14 protein-coding genes are annotated in these 14,413 nt (G+C 72.0%); 7 read left to right on the top strand and 7 right to left on the bottom strand.

Going from position 1 to position 14,413, the window contains the following annotated elements:
- Positions 1 to 467: alpha/beta hydrolase (locus PSEJ31_RS0115435; RefSeq protein ID WP_028915973.1), on the bottom strand; the 467-nt coding region annotated here is incomplete at its 3' end.
- A 110-nt stretch (positions 468 to 577) separates the two neighbouring features.
- On the opposite strand from PSEJ31_RS0115435, the gene PSEJ31_RS0115430 reads away from it, so the two are divergent.
- From PSEJ31_RS0115430 to ruvB, 7 genes are all read left to right on the top strand, one after another.
- The gene (locus PSEJ31_RS0115430) at positions 578 to 1,408 is read left to right on the top strand and encodes an AraC family transcriptional regulator (RefSeq protein ID WP_019398267.1); all 831 of its coding nucleotides are present in this window, start codon (positions 578 to 580) and stop codon (positions 1,406 to 1,408) included.
- Positions 1,408 to 2,088, top strand: a complete 681-nt coding sequence (locus tag PSEJ31_RS0115425) for an alpha/beta hydrolase (protein WP_028915972.1) — start codon at positions 1,408 to 1,410, stop codon at positions 2,086 to 2,088. Before PSEJ31_RS0115430 ends, PSEJ31_RS0115425 begins: the two co-directional genes overlap by 1 nt.
- 33 nt (positions 2,089 to 2,121) lie before the next feature.
- On the top strand, positions 2,122 to 2,844 hold the full coding sequence (locus tag PSEJ31_RS0115420; RefSeq protein ID WP_028915971.1) for a YebC/PmpR family DNA-binding transcriptional regulator: 723 nt from the start codon (positions 2,122 to 2,124) through the stop codon (positions 2,842 to 2,844).
- 58 nt (positions 2,845 to 2,902) lie between these two features.
- Complete coding sequence (gene ruvC, locus PSEJ31_RS0115415) at positions 2,903 to 3,448, top strand: crossover junction endodeoxyribonuclease RuvC (protein WP_028915970.1); 546 nt, start codon at positions 2,903 to 2,905, stop codon at positions 3,446 to 3,448.
- A 156-nt stretch (positions 3,449 to 3,604) separates the two neighbouring features.
- The gene (gene ruvA / locus PSEJ31_RS0115410) at positions 3,605 to 4,195 is read left to right on the top strand and encodes a Holliday junction branch migration protein RuvA (RefSeq protein WP_026010450.1); all 591 of its coding nucleotides are present in this window, start codon (positions 3,605 to 3,607) and stop codon (positions 4,193 to 4,195) included.
- Positions 4,196 to 4,245: 50 nt separating this feature from the next.
- Positions 4,246 to 6,165 carry a potassium transporter Kup gene (locus tag PSEJ31_RS0115405; protein ID WP_028915969.1) on the top strand — a complete coding sequence of 640 codons (1,920 nt, stop codon included), beginning with the start codon at positions 4,246 to 4,248 and terminating at the stop codon, positions 6,163 to 6,165.
- Between the two features lie 66 nt (positions 6,166 to 6,231).
- Positions 6,232 to 7,257: a Holliday junction branch migration DNA helicase RuvB gene (gene ruvB / locus PSEJ31_RS0115400; RefSeq protein ID WP_019398273.1), complete on the top strand. Its 1,026-nt coding sequence runs from the start codon at positions 6,232 to 6,234 to the stop codon at positions 7,255 to 7,257.
- A 185-nt stretch (positions 7,258 to 7,442) separates the two neighbouring features.
- Here ruvB and pdxA read toward each other — a convergent pair whose 3' ends face one another.
- From pdxA to PSEJ31_RS0115370, 6 genes are all read right to left on the bottom strand, one after another.
- Positions 7,443 to 8,426 (bottom strand): 4-hydroxythreonine-4-phosphate dehydrogenase PdxA, encoded by a 984-nt coding sequence (gene pdxA / locus PSEJ31_RS0115395; protein WP_019398274.1) that lies wholly within the window; start codon positions 8,424 to 8,426, stop codon positions 7,443 to 7,445.
- A 3-nt stretch (positions 8,427 to 8,429) separates the two neighbouring features.
- Positions 8,430 to 9,761, bottom strand: a complete 1,332-nt coding sequence (locus PSEJ31_RS0115390; RefSeq protein WP_028915968.1) for a peptidylprolyl isomerase — start codon at positions 9,759 to 9,761, stop codon at positions 8,430 to 8,432.
- A 4-nt stretch (positions 9,762 to 9,765) separates the two neighbouring features.
- The gene (lptD, locus tag PSEJ31_RS0115385; protein ID WP_083852408.1) at positions 9,766 to 12,078 is read right to left on the bottom strand and encodes an LPS assembly protein LptD; all 2,313 of its coding nucleotides are present in this window, start codon (positions 12,076 to 12,078) and stop codon (positions 9,766 to 9,768) included.
- Between the two features lie 105 nt (positions 12,079 to 12,183).
- Positions 12,184 to 13,095 carry a histone deacetylase family protein gene (locus PSEJ31_RS0115380; RefSeq protein WP_028915967.1) on the bottom strand — a complete coding sequence of 304 codons (912 nt, stop codon included), beginning with the start codon at positions 13,093 to 13,095 and terminating at the stop codon, positions 12,184 to 12,186.
- Positions 13,096 to 13,147: 52 nt separating this feature from the next.
- On the bottom strand, positions 13,148 to 13,711 hold the full coding sequence (locus PSEJ31_RS0115375; protein WP_019398278.1) for a cob(I)yrinic acid a,c-diamide adenosyltransferase: 564 nt from the start codon (positions 13,709 to 13,711) through the stop codon (positions 13,148 to 13,150).
- Between the two features lie 6 nt (positions 13,712 to 13,717).
- Positions 13,718 to 14,311, bottom strand: coding sequence for a hypothetical protein (locus tag PSEJ31_RS0115370; RefSeq protein ID WP_019398279.1), 594 nt, complete (start codon positions 14,309 to 14,311; stop codon positions 13,718 to 13,720).
- Positions 14,312 to 14,413 lie beyond the last annotated feature (102 nt).

Below are 14,413 nucleotides of genomic sequence, written 5' to 3'. Positions count from 1 at the left end.
TTCTTCACCCGCGAGGTGCCGTGGCGGCCGATGTAGCGCGCGACCTCGCCACCGCCGGTGGAGAAGCCGACCAGGGTGGCGTCGCGCAGGTCCAGGGCCTCGATCACCGCGGCCAGGTCGTCGGCGTAGTGGTCCATGTCGTTGCCGTCCCACGGCTGGCTGGAACGGCCGTGGCCGCGGCGGTCATGGGCGACGACGCGGAAGCCGTGGTCGGCNAGGAACAGCATCTGCGCTTCCCAGCTNTCCGAACTCAGCGGCCAGCCGTGGCTGAAGGTGACGACCGGGCCGTCCTTCGGGCCCCAGTCCTTGTAGTAAAGGCGCACGCCGTCGGCGGTGACGACGTGGCTGCCCTCCACGGTCGCCTGGGGCGCGGGCACCGTGGCGGGGGTGGCGGCCTGGGCCGGGAGCGCGGCGTGGACGGCCAGGGCCAGCAGGCCGGCGGCAATCGGGCGGGTAATGGCATTCATGATCGTTCTCTCCTCTTCGGGGGATGGGGGGGTACCGCTGGGAGTAATGTGGATCCGCGGCTGCTACGATCGGCCGCGTAAAGTCCGGAAAATTTGACTGGGAGTACGAGATGGGCGACCGACTCGCCGTCCTGCTGGAGCGCTTCCCGGTAAGCGCACAGGTCTTCCACGCCGGCGCGCTGTGCGGCATCAACACCCTCGACGCCATTGACGGCATGGGCCAGCTGCACCTGATCCGGCGCGGTCCGCTGGACGTCAGCCATGGCGGCAGCACCGTGCAGGTCAGCGAGCCGAGCCTGCTGCTGTACCCGCGGCCGCTGCCGCACCGCTTTTCCAGCGATCCCCAGCGCGGCGCCGACATGGCCTGCGCCAACCTGCGCTTCGAGGGCGGCGCCGGCAATCCGCTGGTGGCGGCGCTGCCGTCCTTCGTGTGCCTGCCGCTGCAGTCGCTGCCGGGCGCGGGTCCGGTGCTGGACCTGCTGTTCGAGGAGGCGTTCGACCAGCGCTGCGGCCGCCAGGCCATGGTCGACCGCCTGTTCGAGGTGGTGATGATCCAGCTGTTGCGGCACCTGATGGAGCAGGGCGAGGTGCGCGGCGGGCTGCTGGCCGGCCTGGCGCACGCGCGCCTGCGCCATGCCCTGGTGGCGATGCACGAGGCGCCGGCGCGGGAATGGACCCTGGAGGAACTGGCCGCGGTGGCCGGCATGTCGCGCAGCGTGTTCGCCGAGACCTTCCGCGAAACGGTGGGGCTGACCCCGGGGCAGTACCTGCAGGGCTGGCGCGTGCGCCTGGCGCAGCAGGCGCTGCGCCGCGGGCGGCCGCTGAAGGTGGTCGCCTCGGAGGTCGGCTACGCCAGCGAGGCGGCGCTGTCGCGCGCGTTCAAGTCGCACGCCGGGGTCTCGCCCCGGGCGTGGAAGCGGCAGCAGGAGGTCGCGGCCTGATGCCGCCGGCCGCGACCGGGCCCCGCGAGCGGGTGCTGCTGGTGCACGGCCTCTGGAACTCGCCGTGGTGGCTGTTGCCGCTGGCACTGCGCCTGCGCCGGCTCGGCTTCGAGGTGGAGGACTTCGGCTATCCCAGCATCGTCGGCGGGCCGGAGCCGGCGATCGCCAACCTGGTCGAACGCCTGCGCGCCGGGCCGCCTTGCCATCTGGCCGGGCACAGCCTCGGTGGGCTGGTCGCGCTGGAGGCCCTGCGCCGGGCACCGGACCTGCCGGTGCGGCGCGTGGTCTGCCTGGGCTCGCCGCTGTGCGGCAGCGCCACCGCACGCCTGCTTGCCGCGCACCGGCGCCTGGCCTGGCTGCTGGGACGCAGCGCGCCGCTGCTGCTGTGCGGCTGCCAGCCCTGGTCCGGGCGGGCCGAACTGGGGGTGATCGCCGGCGAGGTGCCGCGCGGGGTGGGGCGCCTGCTGGCCGCGGTGGGGACTGATTCGGACGGCACCGTGGCCCTGGCCGAGACCCGCCTGCCCGGCGCCAGCGCCTACTGCCGGGTGCGCGCCAGCCATACCGGGCTGGTGTTCTCGGCCGAGGCCGCGCGGCAGGTGGCGGCGTTCCTGCGCGCTGGCGCGTTCCTGCCGCCGGCGCGCGCCGGCGGCGGCGCAGGGGAGGGCGGCGGGCCGCTATAATCCACCGCTTCGCAAACGCAGTACGGTACGCCCATGGGTCGTGGTCCCTCGATCGAAGCGCGCAAGAACGCCAGCGATGCCAAGCGCGGCAAGATCTTCACCAAGCTGATCCGCGAGATCAGCGTCGCCGCCCGCGCCGGCGGAGGCGAGCCGGCCAACAACCCGCGCCTGCGCGCGGCGATCGACAAGGCGCTGTCGTCGAACATGTCCAAGGACGTGATCGAGCGCGCGATCAAGAAGGCCACCGGCGAGCTGGAAGGCGTCGAGTACGAGGAAGTGCGCTACGAGGGCTACGCCCCCGGCGGCGTGGCGGTGATCGTCGACTGCCTGACCGACAACCGCGTGCGCACCGTGGCCGACGTGCGCCACGCCTTCTCCAAGTGCGGCGGCAACATGGGCACCGAGGGCTCGGTGGCCTTCATGTTCAAGCGCCTGGGCGTGCTCAGCTACGAGGGCGCCGACGAGGAGAAGGTGACCGAGGCGGCGATCGAGGCCGGTGCCGACGACGTGGTCGTGTACCCGGAGGACGGCGCGATCGACGTGATCACCGCGCCGGAGAACTTCGAGGCGGTGAAGCAGGCGATGGAGGCCGCCGGCCTGGCCCCGGGCTACGCCGAGGTGACGTTCCGCGCTGACAACGACATCGCCGTGTCCGGGGAGACCGCGCAGCAGGTGCAGAGGCTGCTGCACATGCTCGAGGACCTGGACGACGTGCAGAACGTCTATTCCAACGCCGACCTGGGCGAAGCCGGCTGAGCATGCGTCCGGCCCGGGGCGAACAGGCGGCGGGCCGGAAGGCGTGCGCGGTGGGCGCATGAACGCCGCGCGCGCGACCGCCGCCCCGGTGCGCATCCTCGGCATCGATCCGGGTTCGCAGCGTACCGGCGTGGGCATCATTGACGTGGACGGCGGCGGCCGCGTGCGCCACGTCCACCACCAGCCGCTGGTGCTGCTGGGCGAGGGCGGCTTCGCCGAGCGCCTGCGCCGGCTGCTGGACGGCCTGGCCGCGCTGATCGACGAATACCACCCGCAGGAAGTGGCGATCGAGCAGGTGTTCGTGGGCCGCAGCGCCGAATCGGCGCTCAAGCTGGGCCAGGCCCGCGGCGCGGCGATCAGCGCCGTGGTCCTGCGCGACCTGCCGGTAAGCGAGTACGCCGCGCGCGAGGTGAAGCTGGCCGTGGTCGGCACCGGCGCCGCCGACAAGGCCCAAGTCCAGCACATGGTCGCGGCCATGCTCGGCCTGCCCGGCAAGCTGCAGGCCGACGCCGCCGACGCCCTGGCCATCGCCCTGACCCACGCGCATGTACGGGCCACCGCACAGAGGCTGGGCGTCAGCACCAAGCTGGCCTGGAGGAAATAGAGCCGTGATTGGTGATTCGTCATTACCGGACGTGCGTCCGTTGAAAGCCGTGATTCGTGGAAAGCGCGGGCATCTTCCGGCCGTGCCGGCGCTTTCGCCTTTGCTTTCTCGAATCACCAATCACCAATCCCGAATCACGCTCCGTAGGAGCCCCCAATGATTGGAAGACTGCGTGGAACCCTGGTGCTGAAGCAGCCGCCGTGGCTGGTGGTCGACGTCAATGGCGTCGGCTACGAGCTGGAGGCGCCGATGAGCACCTTCTACGACCTGCCCGAGCTGGGCCGGGAAGTCTCGCTGTTCACCCATTACGCGCAGAAGGAGGACAGCGTGGCGCTGTACGGCTTCCTGCGCGAGTCGGAGCGGCGGCTGTTCCGCGACGTGCAGAAGGTCAGTGGCATCGGCGCCAAGATCGCGCTGGCGGTGCTTTCGGGGGTGAGCGTGGAGGAGTTCGCGCGGCTGGTGCAGGCCGGCGACATCACCGCGCTGACCCGGATCCCGGGGATCGGCAAGAAGACCGCCGAGCGCATGGTGGTCGAGCTGCGCGACCGCGCCGCCGACCTGGCCGGCGGCGGCGCCGTGGCCGGGATGACGGCGGTCCCGGGCGATCCGCTGGCCGACGCCGCCACCGCCCTGCAGCAGCTGGGCTACAAGCCGGCCGATGCGCAGCGCATGGCCCGCGACGCCGCCGCGCCCGGCGAGGACGCCGCGGCCATCATCCGCAAGGCCCTGCAGTCGGCCCTGCGCTGAGCGCGCGCTCGCGCCCCGCTCACGCCCGTCCGCGCTAAGGTTCGCCCGCCATGTCCGCAGCGTCATCGCCTTCCCACGCCGGCCACGGGCCCGCCGCCCACGGGCCCGGCGGCTCGCACCTGGCCCTGGTGCTGGGCGCCATCGGCGTGGTCTTCGGCGACATCGGCACCAGCCCGCTGTACACGCTCAAGGAAGCGTTCTCGCCGCACTACGGCCTGTCCAGCGACCACGACACCGTGCTGGGCGTGCTGTCGCTGGCGTTCTGGTCGCTGATGGTGGTGGTCACGCTGAAGTACGTGACCATCATCATGCGCGCCGACAACGACGGCGAGGGCGGCATCATGGCGCTGATGGCCCTGGCCCAGCGCACCCTGCGCAACGGTTCGCGCTCGGCCTACGTGGTCGGCATCCTCGGCATCTTCGGCGCCTCGCTGTTCTTCGGCGATGGCGTGATCACCCCGGCCATCTCCGTGCTCGGCGCGATGGAGGGCCTGGAAGTGGCCGCGCCGGGGCTGCACAACTTCATCGTCCCGCTGACCATCGTGGTGCTGGTGGTGCTGTTCGCCAGCCAGCGCTTCGGCACCGCCAAGGTCGGCAAGGTGTTCGGCCCGGTGACCATGGTCTGGTTCGTGGCCATCGCCGCGATCGGCGCCTGGAACATCATAAAGGCGCCGGAGGTGCTCAAGGCCTTCAATCCGTGGTGGGCGGTGCTGTTCTTCGCCGACCACGGCTGGCACGGCGTGTTCATCCTCGGCGCGGTGGTGCTGGCGGTGACCGGTGGCGAGGCGCTGTACGCGGACATGGGCCACTTCGGCGCGCGCCCGATCCGCCACGGCTGGTACTTCTTCGTCCTGCCCTGCCTGGTGCTCAACTACCTGGGGCAGGGCGCGCTGGTGCTGGAGCACCCGGAGCTGGTGCGCAACCCGTTCTACGAGTCGGTGCCGGGCTGGGCCCTGTACCCGATGATCGTGCTGGCGACGATGGCCGCGGTGATCGCCTCGCAGGCGGTGATCACCGGCGCGTTCTCGATCGGCCGCCAGGCCATGCAGCTGGGCTACATCCCGCGCATGCGCATCAAGCACACCTCCAGCGAGGCGATCGGCCAGATCTACGTGCCCGGCATCAACTGGATGCTGATGGTGATGGTGATCGGCCTGGTGCTGGTGTTCCGCAGTTCCTCCAACCTGGCCGTGGCCTACGGCATCTCGGTCTCGGCCACGATGCTGATCGACACCCTGCTGCTGGCGCTGGTGGCGCGCGCGCTGTGGCCTGCCGGGCGGCGCTGGATCCTGGCGCTGTGCGTGGCGTTCTTCTTCATCGACGTGGCCTTCGTGGTCGCCAACGGCGCCAAGCTGCTGCAGGGCGCCTGGTTCCCGGTGGTGCTGGGCCTGGTGCTGTTCACCCTGATGCGCACCTGGCGCCGCGGCCGCGCGCTGCTGCGCGAGGAGATCCGCAAGGACGGCATCCGGGTGGACACCTTCCTGCCCGGACTGATGCTGGCGCCGCCGGTGCGGGTGCCGGGCACGGCGATCTTCCTCACCGCCGATCCCGGGCTGGTGCCGCACGCGCTGCTGCACAACCTCAAGCACAACAAGGTGCTGCACGAGCGCAACGTGTTCCTGACCGTGGAGACCCTGCCGGTGCCGTACGCGCCGGTGGAGAAGCGGATCCGGGTGGACGCGATCGGCGACGACTTCTACCGGGTGCTGGTCCGCTTCGGCTTCATGGAAACCCCGGACGTGCCGCTGGCGCTGATGCGCGCCTGCGACCGCGACGGCCTGTCCATGGACCCGATGGACACCACCTACTTCGCCAGCCGCGAGAACGTGGTCGCCGGCGCCCGCCGCGGCATGCCGACCTGGCGCGACAAGCTGTTCGCCTTCATGCACCGCAACGCCGCCCCGGCCACCGGCTTCTTCCGCATCCCCGGCAACCGCCTGGTGGAGCTGGGCGCGCAGGTGGAGATCTGAGCCGGCGCGCCGGCGCGGACCGCCCGGGTCTCGGCACGCGCGACCGGCACCGGCCATAATCCCCGCATGAGCGAACACCGCAGCATCCTCGGCGCCGGCGCCACCCGCGAGGACGAGGCCCTTGAGGCCTCGATCCGGCCGCAGCGACTGGACGAATACCTGGGCCAGCAGCCGGTCCGCGAGCAGCTGGGCATCTACATCGAGGCCGCCCGCGCCCGCGGCGAGGCCCTGGACCACGTCCTGATCTTCGGCCCGCCGGGCCTGGGCAAGACCACGCTCAGCCACGTCATCGCCAACGAGCTGGGGGTGAACCTGCGGGTGACCTCCGGCCCGGTGATCGAGAAGGCCGGCGACCTGGCCGCGCTGCTGACCAACCTGCAGCCGCACGACGTGCTGTTCATCGACGAGATCCACCGCATGTCGCCAGTGGTCGAGGAAGTGCTCTATCCGGCGATGGAGGACTTCCAGATCGACATCATGATCGGCGAGGGCCCGGCCGCGCGCTCGATCAAGCTGGACCTGCCGCCGTTCACCCTGATCGGCGCCACCACCCGCGCCGGCCTGCTGACCGCGCCGCTGCGCGACCGCTTCGGCATCGTCCAGCGCCTGGAGTTCTATACGCCCGAGGAGCTGACGAAGATCGTGCGCCGCTCGGCGCGGATCCTGGGCATCGACTGCGAGCCGGAGGGCGCCGGCGAGATCGCGCGCCGCGCCCGCGGCACCCCGCGCATCGCCAACCGCCTGCTGCGCCGCGTGCGCGACTATGCCCAGGTCAAGGCCGGCGGACGCATCGACAAGGAAGTGGCGCAGGCGGCGATGGCCATGCTCAAGGTCGATCCGGAAGGCTTCGACGAGCTGGACCGGCGCCTGCTCAACACCATCATCGGCCACTTCGACGGCGGCCCGGTGGGCGTGGAATCGCTGGCCGCCTCGCTGTCGGAGGAGCGCGGCACCCTGGAGGACGTGATCGAGCCCTACCTGATCCAGCAGGGCTTCCTGGTGCGCACCGCGCGCGGGCGCATGGCCACGCCCAAGGCCTACCGCCACCTCGGGCTGACGGTGCCTGCGCGGGATACCGGCGAGCTGTTCTGACGCTGCGGCGCAAGCCCGTCGCCCGGACACGGGCGCAGGCCGCTTCCGGGACGGGCGCGTGACGCGGTCCGGCGGTGGATCCGCAGCGCGTGGCAATGCGCCGGGCCCGCCAGCGCCCGGGCACTGCCGCCGTGCGGCGCGCCTTGCCTACCCTGGCTACGGACTCTCCCCGGGAAAGGGGGACCTCAGCTTTGCTGCATCCGCTGCGCCGCCATCCGCGCGCAGGTGGCGACCGCGGCTTCCAGGCTGGAGGGATCGGCCAGGCCCTTGCCGGCCAGGTCCAGGGCGGTGCCGTGGTCGACGGCCACGCGCGGGTAGGGCAGGCCCAGGGTCAGGTTCACCGCGCGCTCGAAGCCGCTGTACTTGAGCACCGGCAGGCCCTGGTCGTGGTACATGGCCAGTACCGCGTCGAAGCCGCGCAGCTTGCCGGGCAGGAACGCGGTATCGGCCGGCAGCGGGCCGGCCAGGCGCATGCCCGCGGCGCGCAGCGACTCCAGCACCGGGGTGATGACCTCGATCTCCTCGCGCCCGAGGTGGCCGTCCTCGCCGGCGTGGGGGTTGAGTCCCAGCACCGCGATCACCGGCTCGGCGATGCCGAAATCCTCGCGCAGGGCCCGGTGCAGGATGCCGAGCCCCCGCCGCAGCAGGCCGGCGTCGATCGCGTTGGCGACCTCGCGCAGCGGCAGGTGGGTGGTGGCCAGTGCCACCCGCACGATGTCGTTGGCCAGCATCATCACCACCTCGCGGCCGGCATGGCCGGCCAGCAGCTCGGTGGTGCCGGTGTAGGGGATGCCGCCCTCGTTGATGGTCGCCTTCTGTACCGGCCCGGTGACCATGCCGTGGAAGCCGCCGCGCACGCAGCCTTCGGCGGCGCCCAGCAGGGCGTCGACGACGGCGCGGGCATTGCGCGGATCCGGGTGGCCGAACTGCACGGCAACCGCATTGCGGACCGGGTGCAGCGGCAGGTCGCCCGGGCGGCGGGCGACGGCGTCGGCGGGCAGGAGGTTCAGCGGCAGGCCCAGCGCCGCCGCGGCGGCCTGCAGGAGCCCAGGATCGGCGAGGGCGACCAGGCTGCAGTCGCGGCGCGGGGCCTGGGCCACGCGCACGCACAGTTCCGGGCCAACCCCGGCCGGTTCGCCGGGAACCAGCGCCAGCCGGGGCAGTGCCATGGCTCAGTTGGCGACGGGCTCGGCGCGGTCGCCGGCGCGGAACACGACGTACGCCTCGCCCCGCAGCTCCTGCAGGTAGCGCTCGTATTCCTCTTCCAGCTTGCGGCGGCCGATGGTGTCGCGGACCCGGGCGCGGCGGTTCTCGTCGGTCACGTCGGTCTCGCGCTGGGCCAGGCGCTCGATGATGTGCCAGCCGGCATCGGTGCGGAACGGCTGCGAAACCTGGCCATCCTCCAGCGCGGTCACCTGGCTGCCGAATTCCGGGCCGTAGGCATCGGCCGGGAACCAGCCCAGGTCGCCGCCCTGGCCGCGGGTGTTGTTGTCCTCGGAGGCCTCGCGCGCCACTTCCTGGAAGTCGGCGCCGCCGGCGATGCGCGCGCGCAGGGTGTCGATCTTGGCGCGCGCGGTGGCCTCGTCCTGGCGGTCGTTGACCCGCACCAGGATGTGGCGCACGTGGTACTCGGTGACGGTCTGCGCCGGCGCCTCGCTGCTGTCGCGCACCTCCGACAGGCGCAGCAGCTGGAAGCCGCTGGGGCCGCGGATCGGGCCGAGGATCTGGCCCGGCTGCAGGTTCACGATCTGCTGGGCGAAGGCCGTGGGGATCTCGTCCAGCGAGCGCCAGCCCAGGTCGCCGCCTTCCAGCGCGTTGGGGCTGTCCGAATAGCGCACGGCGGCGGCGGCGAAGTCCATCTCGCCCTTGTTGATGACGTTGAGGATGCCCTCGATCTTGCGCTGGCCGGTGGCGATCTGCTCCGGGGTGGCGCCGTCGGGCAGGGCGACCAGGATGTGCGCCAGGCGGTACTGGCGGCTGTTGCTCGCCTCGCGCTCCAGCGCGGCGTCGACCTCGGCCTCGCTGACGTTGATGCGCGAGATGAAGTTCTGGCGCAGGCGCTGGATGGTGATTTCCTCGGCCAGCGAGCGGCGGAACTCCTCGAAGGACAGGCCGTCGGCGGCCAGGCGCTGGCGCAGGCCGTCCAGGGTCAGGCCGTTCTGCTGGGCGATCGCGGCGACGGTCTGGTTCAGCTCCTGCTCGCTGACGCGCACGCCCTGCTGGCGCGCGCGGGCGACCTGCAGCTTGTTCAGCACCAGCCGCTCCAGCACCTGGCGCTCGAGCACCGGGCGCGGCGGCAGCTGGTTCTCGCGGCCGGCGTACTGCGCCAGGATGTTGCGCACCGCCAGGTCCAGCTCGCTCTGCAGGATCACGTCCTCGTCCACGATCGCGGCGATGCGCTCCACCGGCTGCAGCTGCTGCTGGGCCTCCTGGGCCACGCCGGCGACGGGGAGGGACAGCATGGCGGAAGCCGCCAGGAGAATCGCGGAAAGGCGTCGGCTCATGGACTCACGGGATGAGGTTCGGATCGTAGTCGTCCGGATCGGGCGTGGTGTTGCTGGGCGGGACCAGGTACAGGTCGTCGCGGTGGTAGCCGAGAATAGCACGGCGCAGGGTGCGCTCCGTGTCCTGGCCGGCCGAGCCCAGGCCCTTGAGCACGAATTCCACCTGCAGCGCGTTGTCCAGCTCGCCCTCGCGGTTGCGCACGTAGCGGCGGGCGATGGCGCGCACCGCGAAGCAGCAGCTGTCCCACTGCACGCCGGCGATCGCCTCCAGCAGCTTGTCGCTGGAGATGGAGTGGTAGTAGCGGCCGACCAGGCTCCAGGTCGGGTTGATCGGGTACAGGAACGAGAAGTCGGCCTGCTCCAGCAGCCCGCGGCGGTAGCGGTAGCCGAGGTTGACCACGCCGTCGTCCGGCCACAGGTAGCGGGCGCGGACGCTGGCCAGGTCCTCGCGGCGGAACTTCGGGTCCCACTGGTAGGAAGCGCCGAGGTTCCAGCGGTCGTTGATCATGTAGTTGGCGTCGGCCACCCAGGCCGACTTGCCCTGCGCCACCGGGGTCTCGTTCCTGAGCACCACCCGCGAGTCCTGGAAGTAGCGGATCTGGCCGAGGCTCAGCGACAGCTTCTCGCGGCCGTCGGACTGGCGGATCAGGCGCGAACTGAGGGCGATGGTCAGCTGGTTGGCGTCGGTCTGGCGGTCGGCGCCGGAATAGCGGTTGTCGCGGAACAGCTGGCCCCAGCTGAAGGTGAACGGCCGGGTGTCGAACACCGGCAGGTCGTCCTGGTCGCGGTACGGCGCGTACAGGTAGAACAGGCGCGGCTCCAGGGTGTGCAGGAAGCGCTCGCCGTCCCAGCTGGTCTCGCGGTCGAAGTACATGCCGGCGTCGAAGCTGGCGATGGGCAGGCTGCGGGTGGGGTCCTCCGCGCCGCGGAGGCCCTGGTCGGGGTCCAGCAGCACGCCTTCCTCCAGGCGGTAGGAGGTGTAGCGCCAGGCCAGGGTCGGGGTCGCGTACCAGGCCGGGCCGCCCAGGCGCGCGGACACGAACGGCTTCAGGTCCAGGCGCTCGCCGCCGCTGATCCGCGAGTCCGGGTGCGCGAAGTGCACCGCCTCGGCGTACATGCCCGCGTCGATCCAGCGGCCCAGCGGCTGCTGCCAGGTGCCGTAGATGCGCGGCAGGCGGCTGAAGGGCAGGTCGGCGTCGCGCAGGGTGTAGTCGGTGCGCTGGAAGTGCTCGACCATGGCGCCGGCGTTCCAGTGCTCGGCGGTGCCGAACACGCCGGCGGTGCTCTGCAGGTAGGACGCGGAGACGCCGGCCAGGCGGCTGGAGAAGTCCTCGACGAAGCGGTCGTCGCTGACCCAGGCGAGGTTGGCGCGCGCCTGCCAGTGGCGGTCGATGTTGTGGTAGCCGCTGAAGCGGAAGCGGCCGCGGTCGCGGTCGCGCAGGTCATCGTCGGGCAGGAAGCCGCCCTCGAGGATGCCGCGGCCGCCTTCGTAGAGGTAGCGGAACTCCGCGTCCAGCATCAGGCCGCGCTTGGTCATGATGCGCGGCGACAGGGTCGCGTCGTAGTTCGGCGCCAGGTTGAGGTAGATCGGCTGGCTGTAGTCGAAGCCGTCGCGGCCGGAATTGCTGACCGACGGGTACAGCAGGCCGGTGCGGCGGCGGTCGTCCACCGGGAACTTGATCCACGGCACGTACAGCACCGGGAAGCGGCCCATGCGCAGCACCGCGTTGCGGGCCACGCCGAAGCCCTCGTCGTTGTCCACGTCGATCCGCTGCGCGCGCAGCTCCCAGGCGCGCTGGTCCGGGTCGCAGGTGCTGTAGGTGGAGTGGTACATCTGCCCCACCGGGCCGCGCATGGCGATCGAGTCGGCGCCGCCGTTGCCGCGCCGGTCCACCAGCTGGTAGCGGATGTTGGTGATGACGTGGCTGTCCTCGTCCTGGTTGCCCTCGGCGCGGTCGGCCACGATGCGGATGCCGGAGTCCTGGTAGCGCACGTTGCCCTCGGCCACGTAGCGCCCGGTCTCGGTGTCGAAGCTCAGCTGGTCGGTGCCCAGGAACTGGTCGCCGCGGACCAGGGCGACGTTGCCCTGGTACTTCGGAGTGGTCTCGGTGCCGCTGAGTTCGTCGCCCTCGATGTCGGTCGGCTGCTCGTTGCGGGTCTGCGCCGCGGCCGGGTCCGGCGGCGGCGCCTCGCTGAACGGCGGCAGCACGTCGCCGACCGGGCACAGGCCCCAGTTGAGCGGCTTCTCGTCGGCCATGGCGGGCAGGGCCAGGGCTATGCCCAGGGCCAACGGCAGCAGGCGCAGGGAGGTTCGCAGGGGGCGTCGCACGAGGGAGGGGGCATCCGGGCCGGAAATCGGCGGTAGCTTGCCGGATGCGGGTGCATGCGGGCAATGAACGGCCGTCCCGCGGCCGGCCCGGGTTCAGCCGCCGAGGGCCTTGACATGGGCCACGCAGCACTCGGCCAGGGCGTCGAGGTTGTAGCCGCCCTCCAGCATCGACACCAGCCGGCCCTGGGCATGGCGCAGGGCGATGCCCAGCAGCTCGGTGCTCAGCCAGGCGAAGTCGTCCGCGTCCAGCATCAGGTCCGCCAGCGGGTCGGCCAGGTGCGCGTCGAAGCCGGCGGAGACCAGCAGCAGCTGCGGGCGGAAGTCGTCCAGCATCGGCAGCAGGTGGTCGGCCCAGGTGTTGCGGAAGCGGAAGCCGCCGCTGCCGGGCGGCAGCAGCACGTTGTGCAGGTTGCCGACCCCGCGCTCGCGGTTGTGGCCGGTGTGCGGGTACAGCCCGGACTGGTGGGTGCTGAAGTAGGCCACCGCCGGGTCTTCGCGGAAGATCGCCTGGGTGCCATTGCCGTGGTGCACGTCGAAATCGACGATGGCGATCCGCTCCAGGCCGTGGCGGTCGCGGGCGTAGGCCGCGGCCACGGCGATGTTGTTGAGCAGGCAGAAGCCCATCGGGGTGTCGGCGGTGGCGTGGTGGCCGGGCGGGCGCACCGCGCAGAACGCGACCCGCTCCGGGCCGGCCATCGCCGCGTCCACCGCGGCGATCCCGGCGCCGGCGGCGTGCACGGCCGCGCGCGCCGAGCCGGGCGAGACCACGGTCTCGGCATCGATGTGCTGGATCCCGGACACCACCGGCGCCAGCACCTGGTCGACCATCTCCGCCGCATGCACCCGGCATAGGTCGCCGCGCGCCGCCGCCGGGGCCTCGCGCCAGTCCAGGCCAGGGCAGTGGTGCTGCAGGGCCTCGATCACCACCTGCAGGCGGGCGGGCTGTTCCGGATGGTCCGGGCCGGTGTCGTGGGCCAGGCAGGCGGGATGGGTCCAGGCGAGCATGGGCCCACGCTACCGCGCGCCGCGGGCCGGCGCCATAGAACCTGTGGAGGGGTCAGGCCCCGGGATGGCGCCGCTCATGGCGCCACAGCACCTCGCCCTCGCCGGCGGCGCGCGCCAGCACCCGGGCCAGCACGAACAGCAGGTCGGACAGGCGGTTGAGGTAGCGCAGGGCCTCGCCGCGGACCGCCTCGGCGCGGGACAGCGCAACCGCCTCGCGCTCGGCGCGGCGGACGATGGTGCGGGCCAGGTGGCAGCGCGCCGCGGCCTCGCCGCCGGCCGGGAGGATGAAGTCCTTCAGCGGCGGCAGGGCCTCGTTGTAGCGGTCCAGGGCCTGCTCCAGGCCGGCCACGTCGGACTCGGCGATGGCGGCGTGGCCGGGGATGCACAGCTCGCCGCCGAGGTCGAACAGCTGGTGCTGGACCGTGGTCAGCAGCTGGCGCACGTCGTCCGGCACGTCCGGCGCGGCCAGGACCACGCCAATCGCGGAATTGGCCTCGTCCACGGTGCCGTAGGCGGCGACCCGCAGCGAGTCCTTGCCGGTGCGGCTGCCGTCACCCAGCCCGGTGCTGCCGTCGTCGCCGGTACGGGTGTAGATCTTCGACAGCCGGTTGCCCATGGCGCCTCAGCCGGCGGCCTGGCTGCGGTCCAGGCGCAGCGCCGGGGCGATGCGCTCGGCCGCCACCTGCAGCGCGGCGGCGATGGCGGTGTAGGTGGCGGCGGTGCCCACGTAACCGGGCAGCCAGTCCATGAAGTTCTTCCACCAGCCGGCCACGGTCGGCTCGGCGACCACGCCGCTGTACCAGTAGAAGGTGCCCTGGGCGACCAGCTGGCAGGCGACCACGGCGACCAGGAAGGCGCCGAGCAGGCGCCCGGCCTGGGCCAGGCTGGCCCCGTCGTAGCGGCGGCGCAGCCAGCTGCCGCCGGCCCACAGCGCGCCGTAGGCCGGGATCAGGCCCCAGTAGGCGGCCGAGACGCAGTAGTGGTCCCAGAACGAGGCGGCCTGGCGCGAGATCACCATCCAGTCCACGCCCATGGCCAGCGCCATCAGCACCGGGAAGACCCAGCGTCCCCAGCCGCGCAGGGCGAAGCCGGCCACGAAGAACACCGCCCAGCTGGCGTCCGGCGGCGAGAAGTGGTCGAACACGTGGGCGCGCGAGGCGGCCATCAGCAGGGCCAGGACGGACAGGACGAAGAGGCGTTGGCTGGTGGCGGTCATTGCACGGGGCCTGGTGGATAACGTGGCCGGCATTCTAGCCGAGGGCGTGGCGCCGCGTCGGCCGCCGCCGCGGCGCATGCACGGCGCCGCGTATCATGTGCC

The sequence above is a fragment of the Pseudoxanthomonas sp. J31 genome (assembly GCF_000510725.1).
In the GTDB taxonomy this organism is placed as follows: Bacteria; Pseudomonadota; Gammaproteobacteria; order Xanthomonadales; family Xanthomonadaceae; genus Pseudoxanthomonas.
This window is presented reverse-complemented; position numbering and strand designations above follow the sequence as displayed.

Bases quoted from the DNA above. Each gene is read 5' to 3' on its own strand.
- PSEJ31_RS0115380 (WP_028915967.1), bottom strand. From the start codon at position 13,095: ATGCTCGCCTGGACCCATCCCGCCTGCCTGGCCCACGACACCGGCCCG.
- PSEJ31_RS0115430 (WP_019398267.1), top strand. From the start codon at position 578: ATGGGCGACCGACTCGCCGTCCTGCTGGAGCGCTTCCCGGTAAGCGCA.
- PSEJ31_RS0115370 (WP_019398279.1), bottom strand. From the start codon at position 14,311: ATGACCGCCACCAGCCAACGCCTCTTCGTCCTGTCCGTCCTGGCCCTG.
- PSEJ31_RS0115425 (WP_028915972.1), top strand. From the start codon at position 1,408: ATGCCGCCGGCCGCGACCGGGCCCCGCGAGCGGGTGCTGCTGGTGCAC.
- ruvB (WP_019398273.1), top strand. From the start codon at position 6,232: ATGAGCGAACACCGCAGCATCCTCGGCGCCGGCGCCACCCGCGAGGAC.
- PSEJ31_RS0115390 (WP_028915968.1), bottom strand. From the start codon at position 9,761: ATGAGCCGACGCCTTTCCGCGATTCTCCTGGCGGCTTCCGCCATGCTG.
- PSEJ31_RS0115420 (WP_028915971.1), top strand. From the start codon at position 2,122: ATGGGTCGTGGTCCCTCGATCGAAGCGCGCAAGAACGCCAGCGATGCC.
- ruvA (WP_026010450.1), top strand. From the start codon at position 3,605: ATGATTGGAAGACTGCGTGGAACCCTGGTGCTGAAGCAGCCGCCGTGG.
- ruvC (WP_028915970.1), top strand. From the start codon at position 2,903: ATGAACGCCGCGCGCGCGACCGCCGCCCCGGTGCGCATCCTCGGCATC.
- PSEJ31_RS0115405 (WP_028915969.1), top strand. From the start codon at position 4,246: ATGTCCGCAGCGTCATCGCCTTCCCACGCCGGCCACGGGCCCGCCGCC.
- pdxA (WP_019398274.1), bottom strand. From the start codon at position 8,426: ATGGCACTGCCCCGGCTGGCGCTGGTTCCCGGCGAACCGGCCGGGGTT.
- PSEJ31_RS0115375 (WP_019398278.1), bottom strand. From the start codon at position 13,711: ATGGGCAACCGGCTGTCGAAGATCTACACCCGTACCGGCGACGACGGC.